The 14,697-nt window shown below is 67.4% G+C and carries 15 protein-coding genes; 5 read left to right on the top strand and 10 right to left on the bottom strand.

All coding sequences use genetic code 11. The annotated features are described in order from the left end of the window. Window positions 1-99: 99 nt before the first annotated feature. Genes I5E68_RS02980 through I5E68_RS02965 form a run of 4 tightly spaced genes read right to left on the bottom strand, consistent with a single transcriptional unit; the run spans window position 100 to window position 3,427 of the window. Entirely contained in the window at window positions 100-1,173 is a 1,074-nt protein-coding gene (locus tag I5E68_RS02980) for a peptidoglycan-binding protein (protein WP_323982072.1), read from the bottom strand. Next, window positions 1,170-1,631, bottom strand: a complete 462-nt coding sequence (locus I5E68_RS02975) for a hypothetical protein (RefSeq protein ID WP_197160625.1) — start codon at window positions 1,629-1,631, stop codon at window positions 1,170-1,172. Before I5E68_RS02975 ends, I5E68_RS02980 begins: the two co-directional genes overlap by 4 nt. Continuing rightward, window positions 1,615-2,967 (bottom strand): flagellar protein export ATPase FliI, encoded by a 1,353-nt coding sequence (gene fliI, locus I5E68_RS02970; protein ID WP_197160624.1) that lies wholly within the window; start codon window positions 2,965-2,967, stop codon window positions 1,615-1,617. The genes I5E68_RS02975 and fliI overlap by 17 nt, the downstream gene beginning before the upstream one ends. 10 nt (window positions 2,968-2,977) lie before the next feature. Further along, window positions 2,978-3,427, bottom strand: coding sequence for a flagellar biosynthesis repressor FlbT (locus tag I5E68_RS02965; RefSeq protein ID WP_197160623.1), 450 nt, complete (start codon window positions 3,425-3,427; stop codon window positions 2,978-2,980). A 178-nt stretch (window positions 3,428-3,605) separates the two neighbouring features. On the opposite strand from I5E68_RS02965, the gene flgE reads away from it, so the two are divergent. The 3 genes from flgE to I5E68_RS02950 all read left to right on the top strand — a co-directional run bounded on the left by flgE (window position 3,606) and on the right by I5E68_RS02950 (window position 8,022). Next, entirely contained in the window at window positions 3,606-4,922 is a 1,317-nt protein-coding gene (gene flgE, locus I5E68_RS02960) for a flagellar hook protein FlgE (RefSeq protein ID WP_197160622.1), read from the top strand. An 86-nt stretch (window positions 4,923-5,008) separates the two neighbouring features. Continuing rightward, window positions 5,009-7,105: a flagellar hook-associated protein FlgK gene (gene flgK, locus I5E68_RS02955; protein ID WP_197160621.1), complete on the top strand. Its 2,097-nt coding sequence runs from the start codon at window positions 5,009-5,011 to the stop codon at window positions 7,103-7,105. An 11-nt stretch (window positions 7,106-7,116) separates the two neighbouring features. Further along, window positions 7,117-8,022 (top strand): flagellin, encoded by a 906-nt coding sequence (locus I5E68_RS02950; protein ID WP_197160620.1) that lies wholly within the window; start codon window positions 7,117-7,119, stop codon window positions 8,020-8,022. 93 nt (window positions 8,023-8,115) lie between these two features. Here I5E68_RS02950 and I5E68_RS02945 read toward each other — a convergent pair whose 3' ends face one another. Together I5E68_RS02945 and I5E68_RS02940 are read right to left on the bottom strand one after the other, a co-directional pair. Next, window positions 8,116-9,975, bottom strand: a complete 1,860-nt coding sequence (locus I5E68_RS02945; RefSeq protein WP_197160618.1) for a hypothetical protein — start codon at window positions 9,973-9,975, stop codon at window positions 8,116-8,118. Then, a complete protein-coding gene (locus I5E68_RS02940) occupies window positions 9,972-10,244 on the bottom strand; it encodes a hypothetical protein (RefSeq protein ID WP_197160616.1) in 273 nt (90 codons plus the stop codon). The genes I5E68_RS02945 and I5E68_RS02940 overlap by 4 nt, the downstream gene beginning before the upstream one ends. 95 nt (window positions 10,245-10,339) lie before the next feature. Between I5E68_RS02940 and I5E68_RS02935 the strand changes: the two genes are divergently transcribed. Then, the gene (locus I5E68_RS02935) at window positions 10,340-10,771 is read left to right on the top strand and encodes a hypothetical protein (protein WP_197160614.1); all 432 of its coding nucleotides are present in this window, start codon (window positions 10,340-10,342) and stop codon (window positions 10,769-10,771) included. Window positions 10,772-10,912: 141 nt separating this feature from the next. Here the strand turns inward: I5E68_RS02935 and I5E68_RS02930 are convergent, their stop codons facing one another. From I5E68_RS02930 to I5E68_RS02915, 4 genes are read right to left on the bottom strand one after another with little or no spacing between them, the layout of a single operon-like run. Further along, on the bottom strand, window positions 10,913-11,572 hold the full coding sequence (locus I5E68_RS02930; protein ID WP_228726794.1) for a MotE family protein: 660 nt from the start codon (window positions 11,570-11,572) through the stop codon (window positions 10,913-10,915). After that, complete coding sequence (locus tag I5E68_RS02925; RefSeq protein ID WP_197160612.1) at window positions 11,569-12,183, bottom strand: DUF6468 domain-containing protein; 615 nt, start codon at window positions 12,181-12,183, stop codon at window positions 11,569-11,571. Before I5E68_RS02925 ends, I5E68_RS02930 begins: the two co-directional genes overlap by 4 nt. Then, complete coding sequence (fliM, locus tag I5E68_RS02920; RefSeq protein WP_228726793.1) at window positions 12,180-13,250, bottom strand: flagellar motor switch protein FliM; 1,071 nt, start codon at window positions 13,248-13,250, stop codon at window positions 12,180-12,182. The genes I5E68_RS02925 and fliM overlap by 4 nt, the downstream gene beginning before the upstream one ends. Then, window positions 13,247-13,732 (bottom strand): flagellar basal body-associated FliL family protein, encoded by a 486-nt coding sequence (locus tag I5E68_RS02915; RefSeq protein ID WP_323982071.1) that lies wholly within the window; start codon window positions 13,730-13,732, stop codon window positions 13,247-13,249. Before I5E68_RS02915 ends, fliM begins: the two co-directional genes overlap by 4 nt. A 155-nt stretch (window positions 13,733-13,887) precedes the next feature. Here I5E68_RS02915 and I5E68_RS02910 point away from each other — a divergent pair, with 155 nt between their 5' ends. Then, a complete protein-coding gene (locus tag I5E68_RS02910) occupies window positions 13,888-14,622 on the top strand; it encodes a flagellar hook-basal body protein (protein ID WP_197160610.1) in 735 nt (244 codons plus the stop codon). Window positions 14,623-14,697: the final 75 nt, after the last annotated feature.

Below are 14,697 nucleotides of genomic sequence, written 5' to 3'. Positions count from 1 at the left end.
GTGCTAGCGTGGTCACAGCGCGTTGAGGACAATCACGAGGGAAAGGACCTGCGGGCATCGCCGAATCGCGGGGCAGGTCGAATCAGAGACGACGCGCGATCAGGACGTAAAGGCCTGGGGACGCACGTTGCGTCCCACATAGTCGAGCAGCCAGGCGCGGTGTGCCGAGACAGCACTGCCGGCAGCGGCGATACGTCGGCTGGCCTTTTCGGTGCCAATCTGCGCGTTGAGCAACACGCGTGCCCGATCGCTGCCGATCTCGCCGCGGTAGAAACGCACCGCATCGCCCTGCCCCAGATGATGGCCGAGGTAGGCGGCGTGCGCGAGCTGTTCGACCGACGAGCCGACGGCAACGCCTGCCTTGCGCAGGCCATCGAGGTTGGCGCGGGCATAGTCCGCCGTCGCCTCGATCGAGGCAACCGGATCGTAGCGCAAGGCAAGCAGGTCGCTGCGCGCACCGGGACGGATGCGCCCGCGCTGATCCAGCCAGCCACGCTCGTTTGCCATGGCGTTGAGCCAGGTCCCTTCGCGTCGCGCCTCGCCCAGCCAGGTCGAGCTGATGAACTGGCCAAGACCCGCCGCGCTCGATCGGGCGTTACGCGAATAGGCCTGCCAGCTGCCGTCAGCGCCCTTGGCCGCCTCGGCATCGATGATCGAGGCCAGCGCCGGGGCGGGTAGCCCGGTGCGCTGCGCCGCTGCGCCAAGCGCGCCGGAGTAACGGGCATTCGGTCCCGCCGAAAGCCCGGCGCTGGCCTGCGCGGCGGTGTCGCCGTGCCCATCCCCGCCGCTACCGCTACGCGCTGCTGCATCGGCATCGGGATCGAGCGCGGTCCCCGGCCCGGCGAGCCCTACGCCGCCACAAGTCGATGGCTCGCCGCGCTGTTCGGGAAGCATCAAGGTCGTGAAAGAGGAGAGCAGGCTGTCCGTGCGGCCGGTGGCCGAGCGGTCCACACCGCCCAGCAGGTCAGCCAGACCCCCAAGACGTCCGGCGGCGTTGAAGCGATCGCCGCTGCGCCCTTCCTCGCCGCCATCGCCCAACGCTGCCTGCCACAACCGGTCCGACACCTCGCTGCGCGCCTGGGTATAGATGACCCGCGCGCGCTGCGCCGGCGTCAGCGCGGCGAGATCGGCGCTCGACATCGCCGCTGCATTCACCGGCGGCAGGGCACTCACGAGCGGCTCCTGCCCGCCGCGACACGCGCAGCCTTGCCGGCCGCTGCACGCCTTGCACCGGCCACCGTGGCTGCCGAGCGGTCATCGACCTCGGCCTGCTCGGCGCTGGCCTCGATGCGCTCCGCTTCGGCGCGGTAAGCCGCCGCAGCATTCTCGATCGCGCGCAGCGAACTGAACGCCTCGACCGCCTTGGCGCGCATCGTCTCGAGACGCCCCGAGATCGCGACCCGGTCCTGTGCCAGCCGCTGGCGCTCCGCACGCTGGCGCGCGAGGTAGGCGTGAGCACTCACCCCGAAATCGGCCGCGGCAAGGTCCGCCTCGCGCCGCATCGCCGCGCTCACTTCCTCGCCGCGCCTTTCGGTCTGGGCAAGCGCGTTCGCCTCGGCGCTGATCGCGGCACTGATCTGGTCGACCTCGCGCTGGCGCACACGCATCGCGGTATCATACGGCGTCTTCATGCAACGCCTCCTCGCTCGAAGGATCCAGCAGCTGCGTCAGCCCGGCAAAGCTCTCGTCGGCAGAGGAGCGCTCCTGACGATCCTGGTTGAGCAGCGCCTCGATATGCGGCGCGAGCGCGATGGCATGGTCGGCATCGGGGCTCGAGCCGGCGCGGTAGGCGCCCAGCCGCACCATTTCCTCGATGTCCTGGAAGGTGGAAAGGACCCGACGCGCGGTGAGGCGCGCATGGTTCTGCCCTGCATCGAGCGCGGCAGGCAGCGTGCGCGAAACCGACTTGAGCACGTCGATCGCGGGATAACGACCGCGCTCGGCGATCTTGCGGCTCATCACGATGTGCCCGTCGAGAATACCGCGTACCGCGTCGGCGACCGGCTCATTGTGATCATCGCCATCGACCAGCACGGTGAACAGGCCGGTGATCGAGCCCTGCCCGGCAAGACCGGGGCCTGCCCGCTCGAGCAGGCGCGGCAGCTCGGCGAAGACGGTCGGGGTGTAACCCTTGGTTGCGGGCGGCTCGCCGCTGGCGAGGCCGATCTCGCGCTGGGCCATGGCGAAGCGGGTGACCGAGTCCATCAGGCACAGCACGTTGAGGCCCTGATCGCGGAAGTATTCGGCGACCGCCATCGTCGTCCAGGCGGCCTGGCGGCGCATCAGCGCGGGCTCGTCCGAGGTCGCGACGACAACAACCGAACGCGCGAGACCGAGCTGACCCAGCTCCTCCTGCACGAATTCCTGCACTTCGCGGCCGCGTTCGCCAATCAGGCCGATCACCGCCACGTCGCAATCGGTCCAGCGCGCGAGCATCGAGAGAAGCACCGACTTGCCGACGCCCGAGCCTGCGAACAGACCCATGCGCTGCCCGCGGCAGACGGGCGCGAATACATCGAGCGCACGCACCCCGGTGGAGAGACGCTCGCCCACGCGCATGCGCGAGGAGGCAGGCGGAGGCGAGGCCTTGATGCGACAGGACAGTGCGCCTTGCGGCAGCTGGCCCTTGCCATCGATCGGGCGGCCGAGACCATCGACCATGCGCCCCAGCCAGCCGACCGAGGGACGCAGCGCGAACTGGCTGGCAAGCAGGTCGGCGCGCGCTCCGGTGGCGATGCCCTGCGGTTCGCTGAAGGGCAGACAATGGGCAATGTCACGGTCGAGCCCGGTGACTTCCGCCTCGACCCGCGCACCGTTGGTGCCCAGCGAAAGTCGCGAGCCGATCTGCGCAACCCCGCTCAGCCCCTCGACTTCGATCAATGCGCCGCGCACGGCGACGACCTGGCCGTAGCGCACATCGGGGCTGAGCATGCGCAGGCCCGTTGCAGCTGCTGCAAGCGCGTTCATCCCCCGCGCCTCAAACGTCCGGCGTGTCCGCAGACACGCCGCCATCGCCGCCCTGTCCGGAGAACGGACCTGCGAGCCGGTCGAGTGCCTCGGCCTCGTAACCGATCAGCCAGCGGCAATCGACGAGCGCTGCGTAGAACTGCCCCGAGCCCACATGCTGTGCGAAACGGATGCAGACCGACTTGGCCTCCGGATTCTCGAGCGCGCCGAGCAGCTGCTCGAGGCGGGCAAGCACGGCCTTGCGGTGCTCGACCAGCTCATCCTGGTCGATATAGGCCATCATCGTCGCAAAATAGAGCTGCTTGGCGGGGGTGTCGGCATCCTCGGGCTTCATCACGTCGCGTCCGCGCAGGATCATCGCGTTGTTCTCGACGATCAGGTCGGTTCGCCCCTGCGAGCGCAGGACCGCCCCGTTCACGATAACCTGCTCGTTGTTACGAAGCGAAATACGAAGCGTCATGCCTTGGGACCCTAGTCAAGATTACCTACTTTATAGGATGAATCCTTGCTCGAAAGTGACCGCGGGCCAGCATTTTTTTCTGCGCCACCACGCCGCGCGCACGTGAAGACCCTCTACAATGCCCCTGTTAGGTTGCCGGAAGTGCTTGTCCGACCAGCCGGATCGACAGGAGATTGGAATGAGCCTCTATTCAGCCCTCTATGCAGGCGTGTCGGGTCTCGGCGCGCAGGCCAGCGCCATGGCAACCGTGGCCGACAACATCACCAATGTGAACACCACCGGCTACAAGGGGGTCTCGGCGCAGTTCCAGACGCTTGTCACCGACGGTTCGGTGAGCAACAGCTATTCGGCCGGCGGCGTGACCGCCTCGCCCAAGGCGCTGATCTCGAAGCAGGGCATGTTGCAGGCCTCGAGCAGCCTGACCGACATCGCCATCGATGGCGACGGCTTCTTCGTCGTGCGCACCGGTGCCGACGCCGACAGCGCGATCGCCTATACGCGCGCCGGTTCGTTCACCACCGACAGCTCGGGCTACCTGCGCAACACCGCCGGGCTCTACCTGACCGGCTGGCCGCTCGACTCCTTCGGTAACTTCACCAACAACGGCGACCTCTCCGCGCTGCAGCCCGTGCAGCCCGCCGCGATGACCGGCGCGGCGCAGCCGACCACCAACATCGCGCTTCGCGCCAACCTCAACTCGAACACGACGCCGCTCGATGCCGCGCAGCTGCCCTATACCGCGGGCGACATGACCACCGGCGCGGTTACCCCCTCGTTCTCGCGCTCGGTCGAAGTATTCGACGAGCAGGGCTCGACGCACACCTTGACCTTCAATTTCGTCAAGACCGCGGCAAACCAGTGGATCGCCGAGATCGCGGGCAATCCGGCCGACATTGCGAGCGGCGCAGATGCAAATGGCGTGATCGCCAGCGGCGCCGTCGTGTTCAACGCCGACGGCAGCATCGACGCCAACGCCTCGGACCCGGCGCTGTTCGGTTCGATCTCGCTGGGCTGGGCCAATGGCGCCGGCTCGCAGCCGATCTCTCTCGACCTCGGCACCAACGGCCAGCTCGATGGCCTCACCCAGTTCGCCAGCACCTCGACGCTGCTTTCCTCGAACGTCAACGGCGGCATGCTCGGCACCGTCGCCTCGGTCGAGATTTCGGACACGGGCGTTGTCAGCGCGATCTTCGACGACGGCACGACCATGGCGATCTACCAGCTGCCGATCGCCACCTTCCAGAACCCGGATGGCCTCACCCGCATCGCCGGCAATGCCTACCAGGTCTCGCAGCAGTCCGGCAGCGCCTCGATCAACGAGCCCGGCTCGCTGGGCGCGGGCAAGGTCTCGGCGAGCACGCTCGAGGCATCGAACGTCGACCTCGCGCAGGAGTTCTCGAACATGATCCTGTTCCAGCGCGCCTACAGCGCCTCTTCCAAGATCATCACCACGGTCGACGAAATGCTGCAGGAAGTCTCGAACCTGAAGCGCTGATGCGCAAGGGGCGGCCCTGAGAGGTCGCCCCCTGCCCCATTTCCCGCGATCTCAGCCCCGTACAGCATTCAGGAAGCCGCCAGCCCGTGTCTCTCAACTCGATCCTCAGCTCGGCCATTTCCGGCCTCTCGGCCTCGCAGTCGGGGATGCAGACGGTCTCGAACAACATCGCGAACGTCTCGACGCCGGGCTATGCGCGCCAGAAGGTCTCGCTCGCCACCGGCGTCGCGGGAGGCGTGGTCAACGGCGTGGTGGTCGGCGAGCCGACGCGCGTCGCCGACAAGTTCCTCGAGAACGCGGTCTACCAGCGCGGCGGCGCGGCCGGACGGGCGGAGGCAACCGCGAACTATCTCGACCGACTCCAGGCACTGCTGGGTTCCACCGATTCATCGAGCAACCTGACCGCGCGGCTGACATCGATCTCGAGCACTGCGGCCGAGATCGATTCGCTGCAGGGCTCGCCCGAATCGATCGCGCTGTTCACCGGTGCGGTGCAGGACACGATCACCACCATCAGCCAGTTGCAGGATGACATCTCGGCGCTGCAGGCCGACGTCGAGAGCGAGGTCGGTGACACCGTCGAACGGGTCAACGTCCTGCTCAAGCAGGTCCATGACTACAACGCCGAGATCGCACGCCTGCAGGGCCTGGGCCAGAGCACTTCGGGCCCGGCCGACCAGCGCATGACGGCACTGGAAGAGCTGAGCGGACTGATCGACGTCAGCGTGCGCGAGCAGTCCGACGGGCGCGTCACCATCGACACCGCCTCGGGACAGGTGCTGCTCGACAAGCGCTTGCGCCAGCTGAGCTATCCCACCGGCGGCGGCGCCTCGCAGGCAATCTATCCCGCGATCGACATCCGTTTCGCCGCTGACAACGGAACCGTTGGCGCCTCGACCGGCGAAGTGATCAATTCGAGCGCCGTCGGCGGCAAGCTGGGCGGGCTGATCGACATGCGCGACCGCGCTCTGCCGGAGTTTTCCGAGCAGCTGGGCCAACTGTTTACCGGGCTTGCCACCACGCTCAACCAGGTCGCCAACAACGGCACCTCGCTGCCTGCGCCGCAGACCCTGACCGGGCAGGCCAACGGTCTTGTCGAGACCGATCGCTTCGGCTTCAGCGGCAGCGTGATCTTTGCCGTCGTCGATGCCAGCGGCGTGTTGCAGAGCAAGGTCCCGGTCGACTTCGACGCCCTTCCCCCAGGCGCGACAGTGGCCGACGCCCTCGATGCCATCAACACCGCGCTCGGCACCGATGCGACAGCGAGCTTCCAGGACGGCGTGCTCTCGATCAGCGCCGCGAAGACCGGCAACGGCATCATCGTCGCGCAGGATCCGGACAGCCCCAGCGAGCGTGCAGGCGTCGGCTTCTCGCAGTTCTTCGGGCTCAACAACCTGATCCGCTCCTCGACGAGTGCACTGGCGCCATCAGGCTTCACCGGCACCGACCCGCACGGTTTCGGAGCGGGCGAGACCGCGCAGCTGGTGCTGCGCGATTCCACCGGCAAGACATTGGCCGAATATGCCCTCACCGGCAGCTCCGGCCCTGCCTGGAGCGATCTGGTCGACGAGCTGAACGCCAGCCCGCTCGCCGACTACGGCAACTTCTCACTCGATGCACGTGGCCGCGTGCTCTTCGCCGAGAGCAATGCCGCAGCAGGCGCCAGCGTCTCGATCACTTCGGACTCGACCGATCGTCTGGGGACCGGCCTGTCGTTTTCCGCACTCTCTGGCCTGAGCGGAACCGCCAGCGGCGTCGCCACGGCGGAAGTCACCGCAGCGATGCTTGCCAGCACGACGCGGGTACCGCTGGCGCAGCTGCAGCTTGATGCGCTACCCGGCGAGGCCGCAATCGGCCCCGGCGACCTGCGCAACAGCCAGGCCTTTCTCGACGCCATCTCCGGCAGTGTCGATTTCGGCAAGGACGGCTCGGCCAGCCTCGAGACCTTCACCAACCGCCTGCTCGGCGGGGTGGGCAGCGCGGCCTCGCTCGCAGCCACCGCCTACCGCGACAACTCGGCCCGCCTCACCGATGCGGTCGACCGGCGCGACAGCTATGCTGGCGTCAACATCGACGAGGAACTGGCGCAGATGGTCGTCCTCCAGAACAGCTATTCCGCAGCGGCGCGGGTCATGACCACCGCCTCGCAGATGTACGATGCCCTGATTGAAATGGTCGGATAAGGAACCGCAAGATGACCCGGGTCGCCACCATTCCCCTGCAGCGCACGCTGGCCAGTTCGATGGCCCGCACGCAGTCCAACCTCGCCGAGAGCCAGGTCCAGCTTTCGACCGGCAAGAAGGCGGACGACTACGCCGGACTGGGCCTCAATGCGACGCGCGCGCTCTCGGCGCGCTCGATGCTCGCCCAACAAAGCTCCTACAAGGCTGCGGCCACCTACCTGTCGACGACGCTGTCCATCTACGATGCCAGCCTCACCCAGATCGACAACACCGTGACCGACTTGCGCACCCGCCTGCTCACTGCTCTGGGCACGGACGATTCCTCCGGCCTGCAGAATACGCTCGAGGCGGCCTTCGACGACATGCGCTCGAACCTCAACGCGGCATCGGGCGGGGTCTCGCTGTTCGCCGGATCGCAGAGCAAGACCAAGCCCTTCATTCCCACCGACCTCTCCGAGCTTGCCACGCTTGACCCGGCCGATGCCTTCGCCAACGACACGGTGCGCCAGTCCAGCCGCGTCGGCGACGGGGTCGACCTGCAATACGGAATCCTCGCCAGCGACGTCGCAACCGATCTGGTTGCAGCCTTCGGCACGCTCGCTGCGGCCGGTCCCTTCGGCGACACCCTGACCGATGCGCAGATGGACGCGATCCGCACCGCGCTCGACCAGTTCGATACAGGCCTTGGCGACGTGCGTGCGGCCAATGCGGTCAACGGGCGCAACCAGAACCGGGCCGAAATGATGGCCGAGCGCGCCGACGAACGCTCGGACTTGCTGACCGACGTGATCGGCTCGATCGAGGATGCCGACATGGCCGAGGTCGCGATGCAGATCTCGCAGCGCCAGACCGTGCTCGAGGCCAGCTACTCGGTCTTCGCGCGCCTCTCGAGCCTCTCGCTTACCAACTACATCTGATTGCCCGGACCGGGCTGAAAGCCTCGGAGGGACACGCGAGGAAGGGGGCAGTGCCGGGGGCGCCGCCCCCTTCCTCGCGTCTGGACGGCAGCCTCAGTCGCCTGCCGCGCCGACGGGGGGAGCCTGTTCGAGCAGGTCACCGATATCGCCTGCCGGGCTGTTCGCGGGCAAGGCGGCAAGGGCCCGGCTGAGCGCTGCAGGGCTGACATTGCCCGGCGCACCGGTGAGCAGCTCGAAGGCTGCCTTGGAAGGCAGTTTCGCAAAAGCCGCGCCATAGCGCTGGTTGAGCGCGGCAAGCTCAGCCTCGCGACCTAGCATGGCGAGCGCGATGGCCTGACGCAGCACACTCGCCTGGCCGAGCTTGTCAAGGGCGCCCGAGCCCGGCAGCGTCTGGCCCGAGGCTGCCGCGTAACGCTCCCACTCCTGCCGCTTCCACAGGATCTCGGCCTGCAGCGCCTCGCTGCCGGGCACCGCCTCGAGCACCGCGAGCGCCTCCTTGGGCCGCCCGATCTGGTTGAGCGCGACGGCCTCGACCCGCTGGCGCGCGGCGATCATGTCCTCGGGCAAAGAGGGATCATCCGACTTGCGCAGCGTCTCGAGCGCACGGTCGGGCCTTGCAGCGAGGACGTAGAGCGAGGCAACGCGCGCCGAGAGCGGTCCACGCGCCAGTTGCCCGGCGCGCATGAACAGCTGGTAGCTGAGCAGATCGGCTGCGCGCTCGTAGAGACCGGCAGCCTGAAGCCGTGCGGCAAGCTGGCTGGTCATGCGATCGCCCTCGGAACCACCCGGGGCGAGATCGCGGTAGTTCCAGTAGAGGCCCGCCGCCTGCTCGAGCGGCAACTTGCGCTCGGGCGACAAGGCTCCGGCGAGCTTGCCGCGCAGCTCGGGAAGGAAGTCGGTACCCTGCCGGGCCGCGTTGAAATGGCGGAACAGCAGTGCGCCGCTCGCAAGCGCTCCCGACAGGTCGCCGAGGTCGTCGTTGAGCTTGTAGGAAAGGCGCAGCGCGCGTTCCTCGATCTGGTCGCCACGCCAGGAATAGCGGATGCGATCCAGCTTGCGCAGCGCCTCGCGTGGCTTGATCGTATGGGCCGCGACCTCGGCCTCGACCTTGCTCAGACGCGCATCGGTGCGCTGTTCGAGCGTGCCCGATTCCTCCACCCGCGAAAACCGCAGGCGCGCCGCGTCGCCCTTGCCCAGCGCAAGCTGCGCCCGCCCCCGGTAGAGGTTGGCCGCCGGGTCGCGGTCGGGCAGCGGTTCGAGCCAGCGCATCGCCGCCTCAGGCTTGCCGGCCTCGATCGCGGCACGCGCGGCGGCGAGGAAAAAGGCTGCCGGGCGCGGCTTCTCGAGCGTATGGCCGACACAGCCAAGCTGCTGCAGCGCACTGTCCGCGAATCCGCTCTGGGCAAGGCCGCGCATACGCCAGGCGCAGGCCTCCGGATTATCGTGCAGGCCCGGCGTATCGAGCGAGGCAAGGCCTGCCTCGTAGCGACGCTGCACGATGAGCGCGGCACCGCGCGCGAGGCGAAAATTGTCCACCATGGCAAGGTCGGGATCGTCCTGGACCATGACGTCAAGCACGCCGACCGCCTCCGCGCCGCGCTCGGCCGCAACAAGCGCGCGGGCATAGTCCCAGCGGGCCTGCTGCAGCTCACCGCGCCTAACTCGGCTCAGTCGCTTCCAGGCGGCCGCGTCGGACAGCTTGTGCCAGGCCCCGGGCCCCGTGATCGAGCGGTCCTGCGCGAGCCTTGCGGCAAAGCCCGGCAAGCGCGCACGGGCACCGTCGGCGCCCAGAATGCGGGCGGCGAGCTGGTCATCGCTCTCGCCACCGGAAGCACCCGCACTCGCGGCCTCCCCGGCAATGTCCCGGGTGTCCACGGCGGCGGAAAGCCCGGTTCCACTCTGGTCGAGCACGGCGAACACGAGAATTGCGCTCAGGGCGACAGGGCGCTTCATGGCAGCACCTGCGGGAACAGCAGCCAGCAGGTGACGATTCCAGCGCCAGCCAGGCTGCTCAGCGTGAACAGCGCGATCATGCCCAGGCGCGGGCGTGTCCGCAGCCTCTCGGAGGCTGCCGGGTACGCCGCCGCGGCCTTGGCCCCGGGCGCGCCAGCCCCTGCCGTAGCGAGCTGCGCCCTGCGATCCGGCGCAGCTGTGTCCCGGGCGCGCGAACCGCTGCCCGAGTTGAAGACCCTGACCCTTGCGGGGCGCTGATCGTTACTCACGCGTACCAACTCCTCGAGAACCCCTCTATTATAGAGAGAAAGCGTTAAGGAAGGTCCTCTAAGGACTGCGAAATGCCTTCCACCGGAGATTCGTGATGTCCTCGCTTACGTCCACTCTGTCCTTCGTGAAGGACGTGGGCCTGCTCGCAGCCGTCCCGGCGCTCGCTCTGGGCACGGCAGCAGTCAACGCGCCCGCCGGGTCGACACCTGCCGATCCCGCGAGTTTCGTGCAGCTTGAGGATATTACCGCGCCGATCATCGATGCGGGACGGATCGACGGGCAGCTCGATCTCAGCCTCGTCATCGAGGCAGGATCACCCGAGGATGCCGCAGAACTGGACAAGCAGAAGCCCGCGCTGCGCGCAGCGATGCTGGCCTCCTCGCTAGAATTCGCGCGGCTCCACGCCTCGCCCTTCACCGCGGTCGATGCCGGCAAGCTGAGCGAGGCCCTCGTCCCGGCAGCACGCGAAGTCGACCCCCGGATCTCGCGCGTGCTGATCGTCAAGGTCGGCGCCTTCGGCAGCTGAGCCGGGCAGTCCCCCTCTTCACGAGGGGCGGACGCCTCCCTTGCCCCGCACCAACAGGAAAGGGCCCGGACGCAACTGACGTCCGGGCCCTTTCCTGTTTCTAACGCGGTTACTTCATACGGTTAACCGCCGCTTCTCTCCTCAGCGTCCGGACCGGGCGCCCCCGCCCGACTTGCCCGCCGACTTGGCGGCAAGTTCGGTCGGCCTGGCATCGACGACCTTGCGCCCGGCGAGCGCCATCGACAGCTTGACGGCGGCGGCCGGAGACATGTTCGACATGATCTGGGCGGTGACCTGATCGCGCATGCGCCGCGCAACCTGCGACTGAACCTCGATGTCGAGCTTCTCGAAGATCGGGGCGGCGCGCGCGGGCTTCATGCGCTGGTAGATGTTGGCCAGACGATCGTAAGGCACGTCCGGCTTGACCTCGTCCGCACCGGCAGCGGCGACATCGGGCGCAGAATTGCGGGCTTCGTCGACCTGCCCCGCAAGACGCGCCTCGCTCGCCTTGACCGCGCGTTCGCGCATCTCGAGCTTGCTGCGCTGCGCGGCCATGTCCCGCTCACGCTGCGAAACGGCATCGCTGAGCGCGGCGCCCATGCGCCCGGTATCGGCAGCCTTGCTTGCGGCGAACGATTCCTGCGGCGTGACCAGCGCCATCGCGTTGGCGACCACCGCGACGCCTGCGAACCCCACGAGCAGACGCGAGGGCTGTGCCATCGGCTGCAGTGCCGCCTGAAGGCTGGCTGCAGGAACCAGCAGGGCCCGCGAGGGCGCCTTCGGAGAGGAGGTGTAGCTCATGCCGCTTCGCTTTCTACGGGTTGATCGTTGTCGGCGCGGGCCGCGCTCTTGGTCGCGACCTTCTTCTCGGCAGCAGGAGTCGCCTCGCCCTCTGCGGTGCCTCCCGAAGCGGCCTTCGCCCTGGCAGAAGGCGCCTTGGTAGTGCGCGCCTTGGCCGTGGTCTTGCGCGCAGCAGTGCGGCGGCGCGGGGACTTGCGTGCGGGCTTCTTGGGCGCGGCCTCGGCCTCGGCCTGGGTCTCCGCCTCGACCTGCGCAGCAGCCTCGATCACCGCCCGCGCCTCGGCCGAATCGCGGCCATTGGCCTGCGAGACTGCCTCGACGATGCGTTCGGCGACCGAGTTGCCGATACCGACCATGACCGAGAGCTCGTCGCGCAGGTTCTCTGCCGAGGTGATCGCGGTGGCATGGGCCAGGCCATCGGTCGCGAGCAGGCTCTTGAGCTGGCCGAGCACGAGCTTGGCCTGCCCGGTCGCGCGGTCAAGCTGGGCGACGCTTTCACCCAGCTGGCTCTCGCGAAACGCGCGCATGCGCCGGTCCATCCGCCAGCCCTGCACGAGCACGGCAAGGCACAGCACGATCACCACGGCATTGATCAGGGTAGCGATGGTCATTTCGGGTATCCTTTCGCGATCTCGGTCGAGAGACTGATGGCGATGTTGTTCGAGCGCTGACCGATATGCGCCCGGCCCAGCGGCACACCGGCGCACTGGACCTGAAGGGAGTTTTCCGGGCTCGTGCCCAGGGCGATGGTCTGGCCGACCTCGAGGTTCATGAGGTCGCGCACCGACATCGCCTTCTCACCGAGCACGACGTCGAGCGTCACCTCGGTGTTGAACAGCTCGTTGGCCATGTGCTCGGCCCAGATCCGGTCGCGACCGAACTTCTCGCCCATGAAGCGTTCGAGCAGCTTCTCGCGCACCGGCTCGATCGTCGCATAGGGCAGCATGATCGAGAAGCGCCCGCCGCGCCCTTCCATGTCGACCCTGAAGGTCGCCACGGCGGCGATGTTGGTGGGGCTGGCGATCGCGGCGAAGCGCGGACTGGTCTCCATCCGGTCGACCTGGATCGAAACCGGCTGGATGACCTCGAGCGCATCGCGGAAATCGTCGAGGATGAGCTGGGCCATCTTCGAGATCAGGATCGTCTCGATATTGGTGAAGGCACGCGTCTCTAGCCGCTCGGGCCGCGCGCCCTTGCGCCCGCCGAGCAGCGCGTCGACGACCGAATAGATCAGGTTCGAATCCACGGTGATGAGACCGTAGTTCTCCCATTCGGCGATCCGGAACACGCCGAACATCGCAGGCAGTTCGACCTGGTTCATGTAGTCGCCGAAGCGCGGCGAGGTGATCTCCTCGAAAGTCACGTCGAGCGCGTCGGACGTGAGGTTGCGCATGCTGGTCGCGATCGCGCGCACCACTCGCTCGCAGATTACCTCGAGCATCGGCAGGCGCTCGTTGGTGACGACGTTGGATTCGATCACCGCCTTGATGCCGGTACGTCGCGCTTCATCGACCGCGGAGCGTACCGCACCGCTTTCGCGATGGGCGAGACTTGCGCCAGCGCGAGCTTCGTCGGCATAGCGCGGGTCGATGGCGAAGGGGGTTTCCTCGTCTTCGCTTTCGCCGACGGCGTGGCCGCTCGCATTGTCGACGCCGCGCATGTTGAGGTTCTCGCTCATTGCTGCACCAGGTCCTGGATCAGGATGTCGGTCACCTTGTCGGGGCCGATGGCATCGTTGGTACGGCGCATCATCTCCTCCTTTATCCGGTAGACCGCCGCCGAGCCGTCGAGATCCTCGGGGCGCAGTTCACGCAGGAACGGCTGCAGCGCGTCGAGCACGACGGGCAGCTTGGCCTTGACCTCGTCGGCGGTCTCGTCGTTGGCGGCCACCGCGATGAAGCGCAGCTTGAGGAAGCGCGATTCCGATCCGCCACGCAGGTTCACGATCAGTGGCGGGACCTCGACATAGGAGGAACTTTTTGCCGCCTCGACCTCTTCGTGCCCCTCCGAAGGGGATGCCATGCGCTGGTATGCGAAGGCCCCCAGCCCGCCGCAGACGAGCGTCACCACGGCCGCACCGGCCAGCACAGCCGGCCGTTTCCAAGGCTTTTTGGCAGGAACATCGACGGCGGGTACGTCGACGATCTCTTCGGTAGTCACGCTCAAGCCCCCTTCCGGCTTTCGAAGATGCAGCCCGTCTCGAAATCATCGGGCGCGCATCCGCATTCGGGTTTTCCCGTCTATTATAGGAGAGCCGACCGGCAAAAATTGCCTAATGGCGATATTCGAGAACCTTTTTTCGCAAGGGACCGGAAATGGACGTTTCCTCCTTCGTTCTGCTCAGCCACGAACAGGCGCTCCGGCGCCAGCTCGACATCACGGCCAACAACATGGCGAACACCGACACCGTCGGGTACAAGCGCGAGGGCGCGGTTTTCCATGAGTACGTCGAGAATGCCGAGGAGGCCCCGCTCGCCGACGCACGCAAGACCTCGTTCGTGCTCGACTACGGCACCGTCCACGACACCAGCCAGGGCGCCTTCCAGGCGACCGGCAATCCGCTCGACGTGATGATCGAGGGTCCCGGCTACCTCAACGTCGAGAACCCGGCAGGCGGCGTGGCCTATACCCGCGCAGGCTTCATCAAGGTGCTCGAGAACGGCGATCTCGCCATCTCGGGCGGTCAGCGCCTGCTCGACGCCAACGGCCAGCCGATCAACGTGCCCATAGAGGAAATCGGCAAGGTCACCATCACTGCCGATGGCGCGGTCATGGGCGAACAGGGCGAGCTGGGCCGGATCGCGGTAACCGGATTTGCCGACGAGAACATGCTCGAAGTGCGCGGCGATGGCCTCCTCACCGGTACCGGCGGAACGCCTGCGGGCGCGCGGCTGCGCACCGGCGGGGTCGAGGCCTCGAACGTCGAGCCGATCGTCGAGACCACGCACATGGTCGAGATCCTGCGCTCGTACCAGACCAGCCAGCGCATGTCCTCGGACCTTGCCGAGATGCGCCGGCGCGCCATCGACCGCCTCTCGCGGATCGGCTGAACCGGCCGCCCGACCCATCCCATTCAGGCGCCGCAGAACGAGCGCCGCATCCAGTAGCGAAATTCAGGAGCCACC

Source organism: Novosphingobium aureum (assembly GCF_015865035.1).
GTDB classification, from domain to species: Bacteria; Pseudomonadota; Alphaproteobacteria; order Sphingomonadales; family Sphingomonadaceae; genus Novosphingobium; species Novosphingobium aureum.
Note: the sequence above shows the minus strand (reverse complement) of the source record. Positions and strands in the feature narration are given on the sequence as shown.

Excerpts from the sequence above, each read along its gene's own strand:
- I5E68_RS02975 (WP_197160625.1), bottom strand. The coding sequence starts at position 1,631 with ATGAAGACGCCGTATGATACCGCGATGCGTGTGCGCCAGCGCGAGGTC.
- flgE (WP_197160622.1), top strand. The coding sequence starts at position 3,606 with ATGAGCCTCTATTCAGCCCTCTATGCAGGCGTGTCGGGTCTCGGCGCG.
- I5E68_RS02935 (WP_197160614.1), top strand. The coding sequence starts at position 10,340 with ATGTCCTCGCTTACGTCCACTCTGTCCTTCGTGAAGGACGTGGGCCTG.
- fliI (WP_197160624.1), bottom strand. The coding sequence starts at position 2,967 with ATGAACGCGCTTGCAGCAGCTGCAACGGGCCTGCGCATGCTCAGCCCC.
- I5E68_RS02925 (WP_197160612.1), bottom strand. The coding sequence starts at position 12,183 with ATGACCATCGCTACCCTGATCAATGCCGTGGTGATCGTGCTGTGCCTT.
- I5E68_RS02945 (WP_197160618.1), bottom strand. The coding sequence starts at position 9,975 with ATGAAGCGCCCTGTCGCCCTGAGCGCAATTCTCGTGTTCGCCGTGCTC.
- I5E68_RS02965 (WP_197160623.1), bottom strand. The coding sequence starts at position 3,427 with ATGACGCTTCGTATTTCGCTTCGTAACAACGAGCAGGTTATCGTGAAC.
- I5E68_RS02910 (WP_197160610.1), top strand. The coding sequence starts at position 13,888 with ATGGACGTTTCCTCCTTCGTTCTGCTCAGCCACGAACAGGCGCTCCGG.
- I5E68_RS02950 (WP_197160620.1), top strand. The coding sequence starts at position 7,117 with ATGACCCGGGTCGCCACCATTCCCCTGCAGCGCACGCTGGCCAGTTCG.
- I5E68_RS02930 (WP_228726794.1), bottom strand. The coding sequence starts at position 11,572 with ATGAGCTACACCTCCTCTCCGAAGGCGCCCTCGCGGGCCCTGCTGGTT.
- fliM (WP_228726793.1), bottom strand. The coding sequence starts at position 13,250 with ATGAGCGAGAACCTCAACATGCGCGGCGTCGACAATGCGAGCGGCCAC.